The sequence below is a fragment of the Mucilaginibacter tolerans genome, assembly GCF_030519375.1.
Lineage (GTDB): Bacteria > Bacteroidota > Bacteroidia > Sphingobacteriales > Sphingobacteriaceae > Mucilaginibacter.
This window is the reverse complement of sequence record NZ_JAUMKB010000004.1, coordinates 206,498-226,441: the sequence shown is the minus strand read 5'-3', so window position 1 is coordinate 226,441 and position 19,944 is coordinate 206,498. Positions and strand designations below refer to the sequence as shown.

The following is a 19,944-nucleotide window of genomic DNA, read 5'->3' as shown; positions in this document are numbered from 1 at the left end:
CATAAATGGGACGGCAATGAATTTTACTTCTTATTTTATATTCATTGCCGTTGGCTTTAGCCTAAATCTGTGCGTGAAGGCTTATTGCACATCAAAGTGCTATCTTTGCAGAAATTTGAACGATGGACGCAAAAACCCCTAAGGACTCACACACGATAATGAATGAACTGGTATTGCCCAATGATACCAATACCTTGAATAACCTGATGGGGGGACGCCTGCTCCACTGGATGGATATTGCGGCTGCTATTTCTGCACAAAAACATTGCAACCGTATTGTTGTAACGGCGTCGGTTGATAATGTTTCCTTTAAGCATTCTATTAAACTGGGGGACGTTGTAACGCTGGAGGCTAAAGTTACCCGTGCCTTCAACACCTCAGTGGAAGTCCGCCTGGATGTTTGGGCGCAAAATATACCTTCGGGAACGAAAGTGAAAAGCAATGAGGCTTACTATACTTTTGTAGCTGTTGATCAAAGCGGTCGCACTATACCAGTGCCGGCGGTTGAGCCACAAACCGAGGAAGATAAAATGTTGTTTGATGGAGCGCTACGTCGTCGCCAACTGAGATTAATCCTTGCCGGGAAAATGAAACCGGATGATGCTACTGAGTTGAAAGCTTTATTTTTTGCTGAGCAAAAGGATTAAGCTTTCAAATTCCCGATCTCTTCATGCAGAATATTTAGCACGTTGCCCTTGGTTACATCGCCAAAAAGTGAAACGCCCGCAGCGCCATTTTTAAATGCGAATTGCATACCCTGGCGTATTTCGTCGTCATTATTAAAGTCTGACAGATACAAACCAGCATACAACGGAAATTTACCGGCTAGGAAATGTACGCCTTCTTCAACAGCGTCGCCTATCCAGCTTACTTTCTCTTTATAAAAGCCATGATAGATCATCGGGCATACGCCATCCAATCGCCAGTTTGTCCAGTCCTGGCGTACATTCCGGCGGGCCACTTCTGGTGTAGGGAATACGGCAGCAGTGATGGCTTTCTTATTACTTTTAGCAATGTCCGACAGACTATTTACTACACGTGTAATATTATGATAACGGAACAATCGCCAGGAAAGGCTCGCCTCCGGATATTGAATGCTGGAAAGTTCAATCCCATAGTCATTGTTAAACTTGGCCTGACATACATCGCAATAGCAGAAATCGTATTCCGGCAGTTCTTTTGTTTGCTCGATATTATATTTCGACCATAAATTTACCGGTAACACCACATCGCAATAGCGCACATAGTCCAGGTGGATGCCATCGACATAATCCTTATTCAGAATCTCAGTTACTTGTTGCTCCAAATATTGCTGTACTTCTGGCCTTGACGGGCATAACCAGCGATAATAAGTAACATACGGCGGATGATCGGCACATGACTCTCCTTTGCGGTTTTTGCTGTACCATTCGGGGTGGGTGCTAACCAGTTCGGCGCGGTTAAATGTCCATATCCAGCGGTGTGTTTCCAATCCCTGAGCTTTTGCAGCGCGAAAATGTCTCTCGCTATCAGCTTCAAAAAATATTCCCGTTATGCCGCCTGCTTTAAAGGAGGCATAGCGGTTTTTTAGTTCGCCATCGGTATCTTTGGGGTTAGGGTTTGTCCAAACCCAATTCTTCATTTTCTTTTTCTTAGGCTCAGATGGCGCAGCTAAGCTATTTACAGGCACTTGGGTAGCTAAACCGGCTAAAAGGCTGGCTTTTAAAAAGTCGCGTTTATTCATGAGGCTGATCGGTAATTCGTTGCACCAAACCAAACCGGTCAATGGCCCACATCTCCTTACCCTGGTTGTCCCTTATAAATGCCATAAACTGATGATTGGTCGCTTCTAGTTGTAATGTATTTTCCTTGTTATTTATGCTGACATGCTCATCTATTCCCAGATCATGCAGCGTGGCGGCATAAACTTTATGTTCACTATACCATTGTTTTTGCCGGTAGTAAATTAGCCATAAATACTTCTTTTGGTCCTCTGCATAAGGTAAATTAAATGTTACAGAATTTACAGGCTGCTTACTGAACTGCAGATATCCCCATCTTTCAGGATAATGCATTGCTATCAATCCCTGCGGCGACCACGACCAGTTATGCTCCGGTAAAGGCCTGCCTTTATCATCTGTTAGTTTAACATATTTGCCTTCCACCACTTCAGTGTCCCACTCTACGCGGGAGAAATTGATTCGCCAGATGGCGCCCTCCTGTGGCCTTTGCGAGCGGGAATTTGTAGTGAGCGCCTTAAGCGGAACAGCCATTTCAACTGTCCAGCCTTCGTCTTTGTCTGATGGATCATTCAGTGTCCCTTGTATTTTTACCGCCGATCTTAAATTCGGCACATCCCAACTTGAGACAGAGGTGCCGCCATCGCGGTAAGCCCTGGTCAGCAGGAGATCCCAAATAGTATTAAACGGATTTACTTCTACCTCGAAATAGGGTTGTGTTGAGCCTCCCGGGTCGATAAAAAACTCAAAATCGTTATCTTGAAAAACAACATCATCATGTTTTTTCAATGAAGCCCATATCTGTGGTTCGGTTAATTGTGCCGCGATATAAAGACAGCTGTCATCCCAAAGCATTTTTATTTTGGTGGCCAATGGCGGTTTAGGTTTGTCACGGCCTTCGATATCGACAAACTCTTTTGACCAGTTAACCTGCTGCCAAACGGACTCTTTAATATTGCCATCGATTACTGGTGGATGATCAACATGATAAACAACGTAATTCTCGGGCGTGTCAAACAGGTTTTCCAGTCCCTTAAATGCGGATTGGGCATTGGCGGTAATTGCATACAGAAAGATTGCTGATAATGATGCTAATCGCTTCAAACAGTTACCATGAACTATGAGCCATGAATTATTATCCATCAGCTATTCGCCATTTCCAATACCTTATCAAATTCTTCAGGCTTTACAGCGCTGACCGACAAGCGGCCCAGACGAACCAGCTCCATACTCTTCAAAGAAGGTTCAGCTTTGATCTGTTCGAGCGTCACTGATTTTTTAAGTGCTTCAAAAGGGGCAAACTCAACCACCAGCCAGTTTGGATCAGTTGTGGTTGGATCCTGGTATGATTCTTTAACAACCCTGGCAATCCCGACTATATCTTTCCCCTCATTGCTGTGATAAAAAAAAGCCAGGTCACCTTCTTTCATAGCACGCAGGTTATTACGGGCAGCAAAATTGCGTACGCCATCCCACATGGTGCGGCCATCTTTGTTAAATTGTTCCCAACTGTATTTATGAGGTTCTGATTTGATTAGCCAATGGTTCATTCTGTTTTTATTTGTAGTCGTAAAATTGTGAAAAAGGCTGCAGAAACAAAAATGAGAATTGGGTTTAATGCTTTAAATCAACCAGAAACCGCCAACTATTTTAAGCTGTAACACGTAAATAGTGAAATGGCATAATAAATGCTGTATTAAACAAGTTAATATTGAACATATTAACCCCCTTGAAAATATGACGAGAGCATATCCTTTAAAGTTATTTCTACGTATTTCGGTTGTCCTACTGCTATTCGTGCTGGCATCCTGTTCAAAGGACAGCAAAAAATCGAATACGAATATTACACCTACACAGGCTACGCCTACAAAATTCGGATTGTATGAGGCCGACTCATCTATATATAAATTAGTTTACACCTTCGTAACAAAAATAGGCACGCAAGATGTAACCAGCGCCGATTATGACTTATTGTTCGATACCGGCTCCGGCGGCCTGGTATTTGATGCGCATGGTATCATTCCCTCCAGCATGATCACCAGCAATGGCATTACCTTTTCCGGAGATTCCACAGTTGTAAATGGCATTACCATTTACAATCAAAAAGCAACTATTTCCTACGGCGATGATACTAATACAACAGCCAATGTTTATGGTTATCTGGCTTATGCGCCTGTCACACTCGGCGAAGCTAATAATGGCGGTATTACAATCAAACGCCTGCCTTTCCTTTTATACTATAAAGCAGCTGATACCAAGGGTAATGTATACGCAGATCACGAATTTGATGTCTTGGGGGTTTCATCAGAGTATGATACCACCTTCCCTAACAATGCTTATATAACCAGCCCTTTCGCATACTTTGACCCGGGCGAAGGGCTTTTAAAAGGATTTAAAATGGATGCCCTGGGCACTAATAATTTTTCATTGAACGGCACCTATGTACCCGGAGCAGTAACATTAGGATTAACTTCATCAGATTTGTCGTCCTATACCATGCACCAGCTTACTTATTACCCGGGCGATGGCTATGCGCCAATTATACCGGTGTCGTTAACCTACAATGGCAAAACCTTTACTACCAATACCATATTTGATACAGGAACAGAACCTTACAGCTATATCCAGGATCCAACAGCAGGTAGCAGTGCCGTATTATTGCCCGCCAATACGCCTGTATCACTTACCACTACACCGGGTGGGTTCACTTACTCCTATGCAACCTCGGCCGCGGATAATATTACCTATGTTGAAAACCCTGCCCAGTCAGGAAGCAATGTCACAGTAATGAGTCTTGAGTTCTTCCTCAATAATGGATTCATGCTCGATTATTACGATCACAAACTGGGATTGAAAAACAACTAATTGGGATTTAAACGGCCAATTTGTTGAAAATACAGTGCTTGTTTAAAATTAGATTTACTTATCCACAAAATATCAAGCATTGTTGATATTTTCTTACTAGTTGAATAATTAAGCTAATAATAGTTAGACTATCTTTACGAAAGAAGACCGCGCGTTTATGGGATTACAATTACGGATGACTTTTAACGATACGGATTACGCGTATCAGATTATTAACAGCAGGCTTACAGAACATCACACGACAGAACTCGAATTAGTGCTTGAAGGTGAAAAAGTGGAGTTACTGAGGGATAAGAACATGGTTTGGATACAAAAGGATGGGGACAGTTCTTTTGATCCGGGACTTATTCAGGCTTTGGGCCGCTCAGCATCGCTGCGTTTAAGGGTGTGATTCACCTTTAAAGTTCACTAATACTTACCAATAGTATACAGCGTCATACCCAAGGGTACGACGCTTTTTTATGCTATAAATTTCAGGAAATTATCTGCCGCCTCTGCGGTTATCTCTTGAGTAACCACCGCCTCCGCCACCAGAGTATCCGCCGCGGCCACCACCGCCACCGCCACCAAAGCTTCTGTTTTCTCTCGGTTTTTTCTCTTCGGCCTGGTTTACCACAATATTTCTACCTGACACCTCGCTCCCATTCAAATCGGCTATTGCTTTTTTACCAGCTTCTGCATCGGCCATCTCAACAAAACCAAAGCCCTTGCTTCTGCCTGTTTCACGGTCATTAATAATTTTCACTGAGTTCACGTCTCCGTATGCTTCGAAGAGTTCTCTTAAATCTGCTTCCTGTATCTTGAACGGAAGGCTTCCTACAAAAATGTTCATTAACTACTTTTTAAAATTGTTAAGATGCAGTGCTTAACATCACTTTACAACGCCAAAATGGGAGTCAAGAGTAAAGATGCACATTATTTATTTAACGGATATAAATTATAAATTAAATTATTCAAAAACACTTAATAATTTAATTACAAGTGCATTATCACAGGGCCAACAAATATTAGGAGCATTTGTTTGAAAATTAATGCAATATTTTAAACATTAATTCTTTCATCAGCTCCCCGGGGCCGGCATTTGAATCAACGCCCTTGCTTTTCAAGTCGTATTCGCGTAATAAACTGATGATTTGCATTGATTTACCATAGTTGTAGCTACGCGCCGCAAGCTCGTAATCCTTTATAAAATAAGGGTTTACACCTAGCTCACGGGCAAGGCTTTGGGGCGATTTATCTTTCGCATAATGATAAAGCAGTACCTTGCTGAAGAAATTATTCAAATTCCCTAATACAAGCACAATCGGGTTGGCTTTAGGGTTAGCATCGAAATAATTGATAATCTGGTTTACCTTGAACGGATCTTTCCTGCTTAGTGCCGATTGCAATTCAAAAACGTTATACTCCTTGCTGATGCCAATATTATCCTGTACCTGTTGCATCGTAATCGTCTGCCCTGGCGAGACATTCAGCATTAATTTTTCCAGCTCATTAGCAATTTTGGAAAGATCGTTACCCAGATATTCGGCTATCATTGCCGAAGCTTGCTGATCGATCTTATAACCTTTCCCGGCAACAAACCCTTCTGTCCATGATGGAATTTTGTTATCATACAAAGTCGCCGACTCAAAAACAACTCCGTTCTTTTCTATCGCTTTATATGTCTTTTTGCGCTTATCAAACTTGCCGTATTTGTAGCAAAAAACAAGAATGGTGCTCGGCAACGGGTTTTCGAGGTAGCTTAGCAACGGGTTAATCGTTTTTTTATCGTCGTCATCCCGTCCCCATTTCATATCCTGGGCCTCTTTTACCAGCACCACCTGATACTCAGCCATCATGGGATAACGCTTGGCGGCGTTTAATACCGTCATTATCTCTGTATCCTTACCATACAGCACCGTTTGATTAAAACCTTTCTCCGCATCCGGAAGGAGCTTATCCTCCACAAAATTGCTTACCTGGTCAATAAAATAAGGCTCATCGCCATGCAGCAAATAAAGTGGTTTGTACTTACGGTTTTTCAGATCTTTCAGAATATCGTCGGCAGTCATACGGTGATTCAAAGGTAGGGATTTGGTTGGAATTGTTGGAGTGGTTGGAGACGTTGAATAACTTTTGTAATAACTTCGACTTTTATAACCTTTACAACTTTTATAACCATAATCAACTTAATCAACTAACTTTACCCCATGCTACAGCCGCTGCAATTTCCACCCTACCCTTTCAGGATCGTTGATGATAATGGCCGGCTGACTTTGTTTGACGAGATCAGGAAAAAGCATATTGTCATTACTCCGGAAGAATGGGTACGGCAGCACTTTGTACAATATCTGATTAACCACAAAGGTTACCCGAAAACATTGATCAAACTGGAAGGCGGATTAAAATTGCATGGCAACCAGAAACGGTCAGACATCGTGGTCTTTAATTCCTCGGGCGAAAAAATCCTACTAATTGAATGCAAAGCGCCGTCAGTAAATATTGACCAGAAAGTATTCGACCAGGTAGCCCGGTACAATATGGTGCATAAAGTAGCCTTGCTGGCCGTGAGCAACGGGTTGAAACATTACTACTGCCGTATCGATTTTTTAAATAATAACTATCAGTTTATCGAAGAATTGCCTGATTATAATCAAATTCAGTTCTGAATAGCCGCGCTTAAAAGACTTTGCATTTTTTCGCGCAATTCATCAGGTTTAAATGGCTTTGAAACATAATCGTTCATGCCAGAGCCAAATACACGCTCTCTGATGTCAAACAAAGCTGAGGCAGTCAACGCGATGATCGGTATATTGGCCTTTTTGGGATCGGCTAGTTTCCTGATTTCGACAGCGGCATCAAAGCCATTCAGTACCGGCATTTGCAGGTCCATCAGAATAATATCGAAGTTACCATATTGAACCATTTCAATTGCCCGCTCGCCATTCTCGGCAATGGTTGGAACAATATTCCATTTGGAGAACAGCTTTTTCATCAGCATCACGTTCACCATGTTATCTTCTGCAATCAAAACGCGTGGCGTGCCCATGCTCTCGATAGCACGCAATACCACGGGCTGATTGGACACAGGCTCGGCTGCGCTTTCAGTTGATACCGGGAATTCCATATTAAATGAAAACTCTGAACCTTTTCCAGGTTGACTTTGCACGCTCATGCGAAGATTTTGGAGCTCCAAAAGCCGCTTAACAATCGCAAGGCCTAATCCAGTGCCTCCATATTGACGGGTGGTGGTGATCGACTCCTGCGTAAAAGGCTCAAATATGGCATTAAGGTTTTCTCTTTCAATACCAATACCCGTATCCTTTACTGAAAAGTCAACAGTAATTGTATTATGCCTGTTTTCCAGTTGGTTTACCTTTACCCAAACTGTCCCGTTATGCGTAAATTTTATACCATTGCTGATCAGATTAAATATGATCTGGCTTAAACGGGTCGGATCACCAAAAACATCCTTGTTCCGCAGGTTATTATCTATCTCCAGTATAAAGTTCAGCCCTTTTTCTTCTGCTTTAAGGCGTTGCCCGCCGCATACATTCTGCATCAGTTCCACCAGGTTGAATTTGATGTTCTCAAACACCACCTTACCCGACTCAATCTTATTAAAATCAAGTACATCATTCACCAAGGCCAAAAGGTTATTAGCTGAAAACTTCAGAATTTCGAGGTTATCCTTTTGATCGGGCCTTGGATTACCCATCATTAATAAGTTAGTCATACCGATCACCGCATTCATTGGAGTACGGATCTCATGCGACATAGTTGAAAGGAACTCAGATTTGGCCTGTGAAGATTTTTCTGCCTTCTCCAGTACTTTTTCAAGCTCCACATTCAGGCTACCGCGTTCTTCGGCAGTTACTTTTAATTGCCTGATATTTTTTATGAAGGCCCGGTAGAAATAGTTCTGGACAAAGATGATAAATATAAAACTGGCACAGATGGAGATAATCTTGGTTGATTCGTCCACCACCTTAGGTTTTAAGCCGATAACATAACTACTGTTGAACATTAACACCAGGAATATCAGTATCGGGATCAGATTTACCAGCGAGTAGAATAAGCCACAAGTTTGCCCCAGCATATAAAAGCTGAATACAATGATCAGGAAAGTGATCTGGGCAGTAATAATGTCGACATTCTGTAATGTGATGAACACATTGGTAAGGTTCACCATGGTGGCTAAAACCAACATGATATGCGATATGATACCCCACCTGGGCCTGAAGGTTAAATATTTGAACAGAATAACAAGGCTCAGCAGTAAAACACTTGTGCTGAAAGTAAGTATTTCACGGTGTTCTACATATAGGTTGATCAGTACGGCGCCGACAGCGATAATTGCCAGCCATAAACCATAATACAATAAGCGTATTCGTGCCTGATCAAGGGTGCTTTGATCTTTAGTAAGAATTTTATTAACGGAAAAATTGAAAAAACCTACGTCTCTATTCATTTCAGAGGCTTTACCTATTGTATAAAACAGCAATTAAAATTACGACGGACCGGCAGATACAGTACCATCAATTTATCAAGATTGCACCCTTTTATTAACAATTAGTTTGCCAAAGAGGCCAGATTCTCTTCAATTATTTTCAGTTTAGTTTCGGCGTCGGCTTTTTTCTTTAATTCATTCTCAATAATCTCCGGTTTTGCGTTATTCATAAAGCGCTCATTACCAAGTTTCGCCTCAACCGATTTCAAGAACCCAAGCAGATATTCCTTCTCCTTATTTAACCTTTCGGTTTCGGCTATAGGGTCAATATCAACGGGTAAAGGGATATAAAACTCATCTTTTGACACTAAAAAGCTAACTGCACCCACTACCTTCTCATTCACTATAGCAAAGTCGCCAATGTTACCCAATTTAGATATAATTGATTGATAATCTTTATATTCTATCCCGGAATTTACTTTCACTGATAATGCCAATGTTTCTTTCGGCGAGATCTGTTTGCTGTTGCGGGTGTTACGGATATCGGTAACCGTCTGTTTAACTGCCTCAATTTCGGCAAGCAATTGGGTATTTATTTGCCCGATTTCCGGCATTTGTGCAACAATACAACAGTCGGATTCGGCGCGTTCACCAAAAAGTTCATCGTGCCATAATTCTTCTGTAATGAACGGCATAAAAGGGTGCAGAATTTTCAGAACATCCTCAAAGAATTTAATAGTCTGGGTATAGGTCTCCCTGTCAATCGGATGTTCATAAGCTGGTTTGATCATTTCCAGGTACCAGGCACAGAAATCATCCCATACCAGTTTGTAGGTAGCCATCAAAGCGTCGGACAATCTGAATTGCAAAAAGTTGCTTTCGATCTCGGCCAGTGCCTGGCTGAAGCGGTTTTTGAACCAGTCGATAGCTACCACATTGGTGTTCCCGAGTTGATCATCTACCTGCCAGCCTTTTATCAAACGGAAGGCGTTCCAAACTTTATTAAAGAAGTTACGGCCTTGCTCGCAATGGCTCTCATCAAACATCAGATCGTTACCTGCCGGCGAGCTTAATAGCATACCCACACGCACACCATCAGCGCCGTATTTTTCGATCAAACCAAGCGGATCAGGCGAGTTACCCAATGATTTGGACATTTTGCGGCCCAGTTTATCACGAACAATACCGGTCAGGTATACATTCCTGAAAGGCACTGCACCTCTAAATTCGTGTCCTGCCATAATCATACGCGCTACCCAAAAGAATAGGATCTCGGGTGCAGTTACCAGATCGTTAGTTGGATAATAATAGTTGATGTCGTCATTGTTCGGGTCCTTAAAACCATCAAATACCGAGATTGGCCATAACCATGAGGAGAACCAGGTGTCTACTACGTCATCTTCCTGCCGCAAATCCTCAGATTTAAGATTTGAGATTTGAGATTTGAGATTTTTTGCTAGTTCAAACGCTTCCTCCTGATTTTTTGCAATCACATATTGACCATCAGGTAAATACCAGGCCGGAATGCGTTGCCCCCACCACAATTGGCGACTGATCGTCCAGTCGTGAACGTTCTCCATCCAGTGGCGGTAGGTATTGATAAACTTATCTGGTATCAGCTTGATATCGCCTTTCAACACATAATCCAAAGCTGGCTTGGCCATCTCTTCCATCTTACAGAACCATTGCATAGAAAGTTTTGGCTCGATCACCGCATCAGTGCGTTCCGAAAAACCGATCTGTGATTTATAATCTTCTACTTTTTCAAGCTGACCGGCTTCGTCCAGTAAAACGGCTATTTTTTTACGTGCTGCAAAACGGTCTATTCCTACTAATATCTCCGCCTTTTCATTCAGCGTGCCGTCATCATTCAGAATATCGATAACAGGCAGGTTATGTTTGATGCCCAGATTATAGTCATTCAAATCGTGCGCAGGAGTTACCTTTAAACAGCCAGTACCAAAATCCACCTCTACATATTCGTCCAATATAATCGGAATTTCGCGGTTGATTAATGGGATGATCGCCTTTTTACCATGCAAATGCTTGTACCGCTCATCGTTCGGATTGATGCAAATCGCGGTATCTGCCATGATGGTTTCCGGACGGGTGGTTGCAATGGTCAGGTAATCAGAATCATTAACTGAATAACGTATGTAATAGAGCTTTTGGTTAACTTCTTTGCGGATAACCTCCTCATCAGAAACGGCGGTTTTTCCCTGCGGGTCCCAGTTTACCATGCGTACTCCGCGGTATATCCAGCCTTTTTTGTACAAATGAATAAAGGTGTCGATCACTGCTTTAGAGAGGTCTTCGTCCATCGTAAAACGCGTACGGTCCCAGTCGCAGGATGCACCAAGTTTTTTTAACTGATCGAGTATAATACCACCGTATTTTTCTTTCCATTCCCAGGCGTATTTCAGGAATTCTTCGCGGGTAAGGTCTTTTTTGTTGATGCCTTTTTCCTTCAGCATGGCCACCACTTTAGCCTCAGTAGCTATACTAGCATGATCCGTCCCGGGTACCCAGCAGGCATTTTTGCCTTTCATGCGGGCACGACGTATCAACACATCCTGGATAGTATTATTCAGCATGTGGCCCATGTGCAAAACGCCGGTAACATTTGGCGGAGGAATAACTATCGTATAAGGCTCGCGTTGATCAGGTACGGACTTGAAAAACTTGTGCTTTAACCAATAGCTATACCATTTATCTTCTGCTTCTTTGGGCTGATACGTTTTAGAAATACTCATAGCGCGCAAAAATAGCGAATTCGCCGAATAGTTAATGGCTCATAGTTAATAGTTCATAGCAAGGGCACGAACCATGATCTATGAACTATTTACCGGAGTCGATCACAACATTTTTATAATTTGGAAGTTTATATAATACACTGTTATGAAAACTATATCTGTCCATAAATTTTGGGATATTCTGTTGAGAAAGTTGGGAATTTATGCATTACTCGGCTGGTTTAACCGGTAAGATAAGTATTGAGCTATAAGTCCTGAGTTAAGTCAAAGCCTGTTGGAAGCGGGGCTTTGGAGTTTTAAGCCGATTAAATAAATATTAAATAATTTTACTAAGTGGAAAATATACCATTAATTCTCTGTACCTTTGCGGCTTATCAATAACAATATGCAACAAGGAACAGTAAAATTTTTTAATGAAACGAAAGGTTTCGGATTTATCACACCTAATGACGGTGGCAGCGAGATCTTCGTTCACTCATCTGGTCTGATTGACAACATTCGCGAAAGTGACGTTGTTAGTTTTGACGTTGAGCAGGGTCGTAAAGGACCTAACGCAGTAAATGTAAAAGTAGCTTAATACACTATAAATCATTTTAAGGCATCTTCCTGACAGGGAGGTGCTTTTTTTATACATTGCCTTTCTGAGACGCTGGTGGCGGATATGGAACAGGCTAATTTAATTAATAGGAACTTTGATGAAATGAAGTTCTGCAATATTATACGTCAATTAATATATGGGTAAATCCACAGAAACATTTAGTAAAAAAGAGCGCGAAAAGAAAAAGCTCAGAAAACAACAGGACAAAAGAGAAAAGACCGAAGATCGGAGAGCGAATGCTGTTAAAGGAAAAGGTTTGCATGAGATGATGGCTTATGTTGACGAAAATGGCAATATAACGTCTACTCCCCCGGATCATTCAAAACGCAAGACGATATTGGCGGAAAACATACAGATCGGAACGCCGAAACAGGAAGATATTGAAGTTGAGGTGACCAGGAACGGGGTAGTCTCATTTTTTAATGAGTCAAAAGGGTACGGTTTTATCAAAGATTTGCAGTCACAGGAAAGCGTTTTTGTTCACATCAATGGCATCCTGGAGCAAATTAAAGAAAAGGATAAAGTGACTTTTGAAACTGAGCAGGGACAAAAAGGCCTTAATGCGATAAAAGTAAAGAAAGCGGCGAAGTGATTTATGCCGGTTAAAGCTGCTTTCGTAAGTCTTGAATTCTGAGTTATAAGTAAATGCCTGGCAGAAGCCGGGCTTTGGTGTTTTTATAACAAATGAGTGGGGATTAATGTTAAATCACTGCATACCCTACTGACAGTTGTAAAAAACCACTGTAAGTAGGGTAAATGCAACTATAAGTCGTCGTATTTTTTTGACTCCGGAAATACGCCCAAATACCTTTGTAGTGTCGAAAAAATAAAACAAAAAGACATTATGGAAACTAAAATGATTGGTAATAAAATTGCCGAAGCACGAAAAAAAATAAATATTTCTCAGGCGCAACTTGCGCAACGCGTATTTGTTAGTCCGCAAGCAGTTGGAAAATGGGAGCGCGGTGAATCCATTCCGGACATCATTACTTTTAACCGCCTGGCAGAAATTCTGGGTGTTGACCTTAACTATTTTTCAGAAAACTTCCAATCGGCAAATGATACAATGACTTTTAAGGCCGTTGAAAATAATGGCGACATGAGGCAAACGATACAGCAGGTCGCTAACCTTTCTACCTCGCCGGAGCGGCAAGTGCTGACGAACTTCAGCGGGAGCAACCTGGCGGAGAGTGACTTTGCAGGAGTTGCCGCGCATAAAAGGAAATTTAAGGGGAGTGCATTGCGGGGCTCTGACTTTGCAGGTGCAGATTTGACCGGCAGTTCATTTGTAGCCAGCGACGCACGTGAAGCCAATTTTGATGGAACGAACCTGACAGATTGCACCTTTTCCGCTACCGACCTAACGGATGCAAGCTTCAACGGGACCATTCTTGTACGTACCGAATTCAGTAAGCTGGGGCTGACGGGGGCAAAATTCACAGATGCAACACTGACAGACGTAAAACTGACCATGACGGATCTTAGAAAAACGATCTTTGAAAACTGTGTTTTTGAAGGCGTGGACTTTAAGTATTCAGATATGCGGGCGTTATGCCTTGACGGGCAAACCTTTATTGGCGTTAAGTTTGACAAGGCGGCGCTGAATGAGGCTACATTTAAGGGCGCGACGCTCAAAAATGTATCTTTCCGTCCGACGTATGCCCTGACCAATAAATATTACCGTGCCATCAAAACCATCTGCTTTGACGGAGCAATGATGGATAAGCTGACTTACGCCGAGCTCAAAGGCCTGGGAGCTGAATTATCAAAGGTTACGTTTATATAAGAGTACTGGATCCCGAGTTCTGAGTTTGTTAGAGCCTGGTTGAAGGCGGGCTTTGGTGTTTTACCCAAATTTCCCAGTGCCGTCAGTTTAAGCGTCACTCTTAAATTAACCCGGCGATTGGTCAGGCTTCATCGTCCTAACATGCTTTCGTTATCTCGTCCTAGCGACACGTGGCAGTTGCACAACTAGCTACTTTATTTTCAATAAAATTATGTTAAGATATTGATTATTAGTATCTTAATACCATGCAAGGAAAGAAACAATATCAAGAAAAGCTCTTTACCAATTTCCAGTTATCTGACCGTGTCCCGGCAGACAATATGTACAGGAAGTTAAAAGAAGTATTAGACCTTCGGTTCTTATACCCAGCTACAGCTAAGTATTATGGCAAGGAAGGACAAAAAAGCATTGATCCGGTAGTGTTTTTCAAGTTGCTATTGGTTGGGTATTTAGAAAACCAGCCCAGCGACAGGCGCATCGTCCATATGGCATCTATGCGTTTGGATATCCTTTACTTCATCGGCTATGACATCGACGAAGAGCTGCCATGGCATTCTACTTTAAGCCGTACCCGCCAACTTTATGATGAAGATGTATTTAACGAGTTATTTAAACAGGTATTGAAGCAATGTATTGATAAGGGGATGTTAACCGGTAAAAGGCAGGCCATCGACAGCGTTTACGTAAAGGCCAATGCAGCAATGGACAGTGTTAAGGATATTTTAGATGACGCAGAGGTTTTCACCAGTCAGCTAAAAGATGATGAAACTAAAGATGATGCTGATGACCGTGGAATGCCCAACAAAGCTGAAAATACTAAACCTCAAAAACGGGGTAATGCGAACCGTGCCAGTACAACGGATCCTGATTCACGGATGTCTGTAAAGCCCGGTAAGATAACCAGGTTAAACTACCTTGGCCAACTTAGTGTTGATACATCCAGCTATGTTATTACCAGTATAGGTGCTTTCCATGCAGATAAGAAAGATTGCCAATACCTTGATACTATACTTGAAAAGATCGATGACAACATAAAAGAACACGGCTTAGCAGTCGAAGAAGTTATTGCCGATGCCAATTACAGCAGTTCATCAGCATTGGAAAGCCTTATTTCAAGAGGGATTACTGGTTATATCCCCAATACGGGCACTTATAAACCCGAACGCGAGGGTTTTACTTATGAAAGAGAGAACGATCGCTACCTATGCCCCCAGGGGAATGTTTTAAAGTTTGCCGGTTATCGGGAACATCACGGTATTCAAAAAAACTACATGAGCAAACGGTCTGATTGCAAAAACTGCCCTATCCGCACTAAATGCCTTGGTAAATCGGACTATAAAAACTTGGTGGATTCTGTAAAGAAGCCATTATTCGATGAAATGCACAAACGGATGAATGAAGTATATGGCAAACGGATGATGGTTATAAGAAAAAGCACTGTGGAACCCATCATTGGAAACCTTATTGAATACCTGGGTATGCGGAAAGTCAACACCATAGGGATAAAACTGGCCAATAAATGTATGATAATGGCCGGGATCGCATATAACCTTAAAAAACTAATCAAATATGGCAAAAAGGGCTTACGGGATGCATTATTAAGCCTGTTAATACAGCGACTTCCTTTTCCTGTTCAATACTATCTAAGGTTAATATAAATCGTGCAAAATCGAATTTATAATTCCTAAACGCGCTGTTGTGCAACAGCCACGACACGCTTGGACAGGCGGGGCTATATATAAGAATATTGAGTTCTGAGTTATAAGTTAACCTGTCGCGTGTAACACCAAATATTAACCAATCAACTTATTCAACCTAATCAACTCAATCAACCAAATAATCTATCTTTGTTCACTTATTTATGATCATCCACCAGTTTTACGATAAGGGATTAGCCCATGCATCTTACGCTGTGATCAGGTTAGGCAAAATGATCGTTATTGATCCTGCCCGCGACCCGCAGCCTTATTATGATTTTGCTGAATTGAATAATGCCGACATTATTGGCGTTATCGAAACCCATCCGCATGCCGATTTTGTTAGCTCTCATCTGGAGATACATCAAACTAGCGGCGCAACCATTTACGCCAGCAAATTGCTTGGCGCAGAATACCCGCATGAAGGTTTTGATGACGGCGACACGATCCAACTGGCTGATATTAAATTGAAAGCGCTGAATACTCCTGGCCACTCACCCGATTCTATCTGCATTTTGGTGCAGGATGAAGATGGGAATGATAAAGCCATCTTCACAGGCGACACTTTGTTTGTGGGCGATGTTGGCCGACCTGACCTTCGCGAGAATGTGGGCAATATCACCGCAGCAAAAGAAAAGTTGGCCCGGCAGATGTATCATTCCACCCGCGAAAAGCTGATGACGTTACCGCATAGTCTTACTGTATACCCGGCCCACGGTCCCGGCTCCTTATGTGGTAAGAACCTGAGCCCTGACTTACAAAGCACCATTGGTCGCGAGATTCGCGAGAACTATGCTTTGCAGTTGATGGATGAACTCACCTTTGTAAATAAATTAACCGCCGATCAGCCCTTCATTCCAAAATATTTTGGTCACGATGTGGATACCAATAAGAAAGGCGCAGAGCCATTTGCTGAAAGTGTTGATGCGGTGCCAAGGATAAATAGAAATTCACCCTTGCAGAAAGGCATTTTGGTGGTCGATACAAGACCAAAGGAACAATTTAGAAAAGGTCACGTTAAAGGCGCTTTCAATATACAGGATGGCGAAAGGTTCGAAACCTGGCTGGGCTCAATTGTTGGGCCGGAGGAAGCTTTTTACCTGATAGCGGAGAGCGAAGCTGCTATAGATACGCTGATTAAAAAAGCAGCCAAAATCGGTTATGAAAAAAATATAAAAGCCGCCTTATTGAACCCGGATAACGCGCTTGAAACTTTACCCGAATTACAGGATTTTACTCCGGAAAATTTTCACCCCGAAAAATATACGATAGTAGATGTGAGGAATTGGGGTGAAATTAATAATGGTAAAATATTCCCTCATGCTATTGCAATCCCCCTACCAGAACTGCGTGAATGGGGAAATGAGATCCCGGTTCATAGGCCCATCATTGTACACTGCGCCGCAGGGTACCGGTCAGCCGCTGCTACCAGTATTATTGCGGCCAAAATAACTTCGGTACCGGTATATGACCTGGGTGAAGCGATTACGGAGGTCGGAAATCAGAAGTCGGATTCATGAGCCCGGAACTAAAAATTGTAACCACCGCCGATGGCTCAAAAACTATTTATAATAGCGCCGTTGGCGAAAACTACCATTCGCGGCATGGGGCATTGCAGGAAAGTAAACATGTTTTTTTAAACTCGGGATTGAAATACTATGTCGATAATAATGCGGCTAGTTCTGCAAGCATTTTGGAAGTTGGCTTTGGCACTGGTCTTAACTTTTTGTTGAGTGCAGATTACTGTGCCGAAAATCAAATAAAACTTGATTACACGGGAATTGAAGCTTATCCGCTAGCGGAAGAAATGATCAGTCAGACAGGGTACGATGAGTACATATCCCCTGCAACATGGAATAGTTTCCTGAATTATTATCCTGAAACTCTGAAAAATGCGGTTCAAATCAACTCCTGCCAGCTGCAAATTGCCCACTGCCAACTACTTGATTTTAGCAGTGAGGGGGTATTCGATGTAATCTATTTTGACGCTTTTGCGTCCATCCATCAGCCTGAAATGTGGAACGAGGAAGCTATTACGCATACCGTTCAATTCCTGAAACCGGGTGGAGTTTTTGTCACTTACGCCATAACTGGTAATTTAAAGCGCATGCTCAAGTCGCGTGGATTTAAAGTAGAAAAGGCCCCCGGCGCTCCGGGTAAACGCGAAATGCTACGTGCGGTCAAGCTTTAAAATCTAAACCCAACATTAAATTTCATAGTGAAGCCGTTCGAGGTTGGCAATTCGCGGACAGCAAACTGATTATAAGCAGGCACACTGTGGGTAGCATAAATGATCGGACCGCCGCACAATGTAAATGAGAAGCGTGATGATGCCGGTGCAAAATTCAATGATGGGCCAACCAATAACCGTGCACCTCCTTCGGCTTCATCAGTTTCCCAAAAGCCCTCCAGATCCTGTGCTATGGCTTCCATACCAGCGAAAAATGCACCGCTTATCTGCCGGTGAATACCAATGCTACTGATCACATCAATACCGTCACGATCTTTATCAAATGCTTTTTCAAAACGGACGTTGGTACCAAACCGCCAGTTGATATTCTCATAAGTTGCCGTTACCCGACTCAACGCAACTTTACCATTATTAAATTCCCTTCTGAAACCTAGGCCAGCACCTAAGCGGAAACCGGATGAGGTATTACCGCCAATAATATCGCGCAGGGCTTCAATCTGCTGCAAGCTTTTCACCTCGCCGTTATTACCAAAGCCAATGCCAACAGATGCCAGAAAAGTCAACTTTGCGCCGAGGTAACCTTTAACGCCAATGTTCTGATCTACCCCATCGTAACCTAAAGGCGTTACCGTACGCTGCCCATAGCCGCCATTATAATTCAGACTCCATCCGCGGGCTGCGGGATTAAGCGTATTGATAGTGAAAAGAAATGGCTGTGGCTGTTCTACAGCAGGAATTCCCCGCTGCGGGTTAATTATTTGAGCCTGAATACCCAAGGGCAAAATAAAACTCAAAACAATTAAAATGTAAAAGTTCTTTTTCATATGCATGACAGAGTATTGTTAAAAGTACGACTAATAAACACACTTAAAATTAATTCAGTATTAATAGCTGATAAATCTTTGGCACTAAAATGTGCAGATATGCAATTGCCGATTCGTCTGGATGAAATGGGACTCAAGATCTACCATTTGCACATCTACTGATTTGCACATTTACTTTTCTGCACATCCGCACATTAGTTTACATTTGCATATCTGCACATTTGCACATCAACAATATGCCACTAACCGCCCCCATAGCTTCCAATACTCCATCTGGCGCGTTTGAACGCCTGTTAACTATTATGAATGATCTGCGTTTGAATTGTCCCTGGGACAAAAAACAAACGCTTGAAAGTTTACGTCATCTTACCATTGAGGAGGTATATGAGCTTTCTGATTCTATTCTGGATGGAGATATGCCGGAGATAAAAAAAGAACTGGGCGATATGATGCTCCACCTGGTATTTTATGCCCGGATTGCATCGGAAACGAATGATTTTACCATCACGGACGTACTGAATGGCATCTGCGATAAACTAATCAACAGGCACCCCCATATTTATGGAGATGTTGATGTAAACAATGAAGAAGATGTAAAGCGCAATTGGGAACAGATAAAACTAAAAGAAGGGAATAAATCGGTTTTGTCAGGCGTACCTGCATCTTTACCTGCATTGGTAAAAGCATCCCGTATACAGGAGAAGGCCCGTGGCGTTGGTTTCGACTGGGAAGAAAAGGGGCAGGTTTGGGCTAAAGTTGAAGAAGAGATGCAGGAATTCAAAAATGAATTTAATGCTGAAGATGAAAGCAAAATTGACCACGAAAAAGCAGAAAGCGAATTCGGAGACCTGCTTTTCTCACTCATCAACTACGCCCGTTTTATTAATATCAACCCTGAAGATGCCCTCGAAAAAACGAACCGGAAATTCATAAAACGCTTTCAATACCTGGAAAATAAAGCAAAGGAAAATGGCAAAAATTTACATGATATGAGCCTGGCAGAGATGGATATATTTTGGGATGAAGCAAAAAAATTATAAAATAAGCAATGCGTTGTAGCGTTTGTATATTAACTTACGTAAC

Annotated in this window: 19 protein-coding genes; 11 read left to right on the top strand and 8 right to left on the bottom strand. The window is 42.2% G+C overall.

Translation table 11 applies throughout. From position 1 onward, the window contains the following. Nucleotides 1-122 precede the first annotated feature (122 nt). Nucleotides 123-647, top strand: a complete 525-nt coding sequence (locus Q3A68_RS07680; RefSeq protein ID WP_302900477.1) for an acyl-CoA thioesterase — start codon at nt 123-125, stop codon at nt 645-647. On the opposite strand, the gene Q3A68_RS07675 is transcribed toward Q3A68_RS07680, so the two are convergent. The 3 genes from Q3A68_RS07675 to Q3A68_RS07665 are packed head-to-tail and all read right to left on the bottom strand — an operon-like array spanning nt 644 to nt 3,268. Next, nucleotides 644-1,723 carry a family 10 glycosylhydrolase gene (locus tag Q3A68_RS07675; protein WP_302900476.1) on the bottom strand — a complete coding sequence of 360 codons (1,080 nt, stop codon included), beginning with the start codon at nt 1,721-1,723 and terminating at the stop codon, nt 644-646. The genes Q3A68_RS07680 and Q3A68_RS07675 overlap by 4 nt on opposite strands. Continuing rightward, on the bottom strand, nt 1,716-2,861 hold the full coding sequence (locus tag Q3A68_RS07670) for a carbohydrate-binding family 9-like protein (protein WP_302900475.1): 1,146 nt from the start codon (nt 2,859-2,861) through the stop codon (nt 1,716-1,718). The genes Q3A68_RS07675 and Q3A68_RS07670 overlap by 8 nt, the downstream gene beginning before the upstream one ends. Continuing rightward, nucleotides 2,861-3,268: an EVE domain-containing protein gene (locus Q3A68_RS07665; protein WP_302900474.1), complete on the bottom strand. Its 408-nt coding sequence runs from the start codon at nt 3,266-3,268 to the stop codon at nt 2,861-2,863. The genes Q3A68_RS07670 and Q3A68_RS07665 overlap by 1 nt, the downstream gene beginning before the upstream one ends. Nucleotides 3,269-3,455: 187 nt before the next feature. On the opposite strand from Q3A68_RS07665, the gene Q3A68_RS07660 reads away from it, so the two are divergent. Together Q3A68_RS07660 and Q3A68_RS07655 are read left to right on the top strand one after the other, a co-directional pair. Then, nucleotides 3,456-4,583, top strand: coding sequence for a hypothetical protein (locus Q3A68_RS07660; RefSeq protein ID WP_302900473.1), 1,128 nt, complete (start codon nt 3,456-3,458; stop codon nt 4,581-4,583). 157 nt (nt 4,584-4,740) lie between these two features. Continuing rightward, complete coding sequence (locus Q3A68_RS07655; protein WP_302900472.1) at nt 4,741-4,974, top strand: hypothetical protein; 234 nt, start codon at nt 4,741-4,743, stop codon at nt 4,972-4,974. Nucleotides 4,975-5,064: 90 nt separating this feature from the next. Here the strand turns inward: Q3A68_RS07655 and rbp are convergent, their stop codons facing one another. Then, the gene (rbp, locus tag Q3A68_RS07650) at nt 5,065-5,415 is read right to left on the bottom strand and encodes an RNA-binding regulator (RefSeq protein WP_302900471.1); all 351 of its coding nucleotides are present in this window, start codon (nt 5,413-5,415) and stop codon (nt 5,065-5,067) included. A gap of 196 nt (nt 5,416-5,611) precedes the next feature. Further along, nucleotides 5,612-6,634, bottom strand: coding sequence for a DNA polymerase III subunit delta (gene holA, locus Q3A68_RS07645; RefSeq protein ID WP_302900599.1), 1,023 nt, complete (start codon nt 6,632-6,634; stop codon nt 5,612-5,614). A 138-nt stretch (nt 6,635-6,772) separates the two neighbouring features. On the opposite strand from holA, the gene Q3A68_RS07640 reads away from it, so the two are divergent. Beyond that, nucleotides 6,773-7,231 carry a type I restriction enzyme HsdR N-terminal domain-containing protein gene (locus Q3A68_RS07640; RefSeq protein WP_302900470.1) on the top strand — a complete coding sequence of 153 codons (459 nt, stop codon included), beginning with the start codon at nt 6,773-6,775 and terminating at the stop codon, nt 7,229-7,231. Here the strand turns inward: Q3A68_RS07640 and Q3A68_RS07635 are convergent. Further along, nucleotides 7,222-9,033 (bottom strand): ATP-binding protein, encoded by a 1,812-nt coding sequence (locus Q3A68_RS07635; RefSeq protein WP_302900469.1) that lies wholly within the window; start codon nt 9,031-9,033, stop codon nt 7,222-7,224. The genes Q3A68_RS07640 and Q3A68_RS07635 overlap by 10 nt on opposite strands. A 101-nt stretch (nt 9,034-9,134) precedes the next feature. Continuing rightward, nucleotides 9,135-11,765 (bottom strand): valine--tRNA ligase, encoded by a 2,631-nt coding sequence (locus Q3A68_RS07630; protein ID WP_302900468.1) that lies wholly within the window; start codon nt 11,763-11,765, stop codon nt 9,135-9,137. Between the two features lie 385 nt (nt 11,766-12,150). On the opposite strand from Q3A68_RS07630, the gene Q3A68_RS07625 reads away from it, so the two are divergent. From Q3A68_RS07625 to mnmC2, 6 genes are all read left to right on the top strand, one after another. Further along, nucleotides 12,151-12,342 (top strand): cold-shock protein, encoded by a 192-nt coding sequence (locus Q3A68_RS07625; protein WP_302900467.1) that lies wholly within the window; start codon nt 12,151-12,153, stop codon nt 12,340-12,342. 157 nt (nt 12,343-12,499) lie between these two features. Beyond that, on the top strand, nt 12,500-12,955 hold the full coding sequence (locus Q3A68_RS07620) for a cold-shock protein (RefSeq protein WP_302900466.1): 456 nt from the start codon (nt 12,500-12,502) through the stop codon (nt 12,953-12,955). A 252-nt stretch (nt 12,956-13,207) separates the two neighbouring features. After that, the gene (locus tag Q3A68_RS07615; protein ID WP_302900465.1) at nt 13,208-14,149 is read left to right on the top strand and encodes a pentapeptide repeat-containing protein; all 942 of its coding nucleotides are present in this window, start codon (nt 13,208-13,210) and stop codon (nt 14,147-14,149) included. Nucleotides 14,150-14,394: 245 nt separating this feature from the next. After that, nucleotides 14,395-15,807, top strand: coding sequence for an IS1182 family transposase (locus Q3A68_RS07610; protein WP_302900464.1), 1,413 nt, complete (start codon nt 14,395-14,397; stop codon nt 15,805-15,807). A 203-nt stretch (nt 15,808-16,010) separates the two neighbouring features. Continuing rightward, nucleotides 16,011-17,366: an MBL fold metallo-hydrolase gene (locus Q3A68_RS07605; RefSeq protein ID WP_302900463.1), complete on the top strand. Its 1,356-nt coding sequence runs from the start codon at nt 16,011-16,013 to the stop codon at nt 17,364-17,366. Further along, nucleotides 17,363-18,037, top strand: coding sequence for a tRNA (5-methylaminomethyl-2-thiouridine)(34)-methyltransferase MnmC2 (mnmC2, locus tag Q3A68_RS07600; protein WP_302900462.1), 675 nt, complete (start codon nt 17,363-17,365; stop codon nt 18,035-18,037). Before Q3A68_RS07605 ends, mnmC2 begins: the two co-directional genes overlap by 4 nt. On the opposite strand, the gene Q3A68_RS07595 is transcribed toward mnmC2, so the two are convergent. After that, a complete protein-coding gene (locus Q3A68_RS07595) occupies nt 18,034-18,861 on the bottom strand; it encodes a hypothetical protein (protein ID WP_302900461.1) in 828 nt (275 codons plus the stop codon). The genes mnmC2 and Q3A68_RS07595 overlap by 4 nt on opposite strands. Nucleotides 18,862-19,097: 236 nt before the next feature. On the opposite strand from Q3A68_RS07595, the gene mazG reads away from it, so the two are divergent. Continuing rightward, nucleotides 19,098-19,901, top strand: a complete 804-nt coding sequence (mazG, locus tag Q3A68_RS07590; protein WP_302900460.1) for a nucleoside triphosphate pyrophosphohydrolase — start codon at nt 19,098-19,100, stop codon at nt 19,899-19,901. Nucleotides 19,902-19,944: the final 43 nt, after the last annotated feature.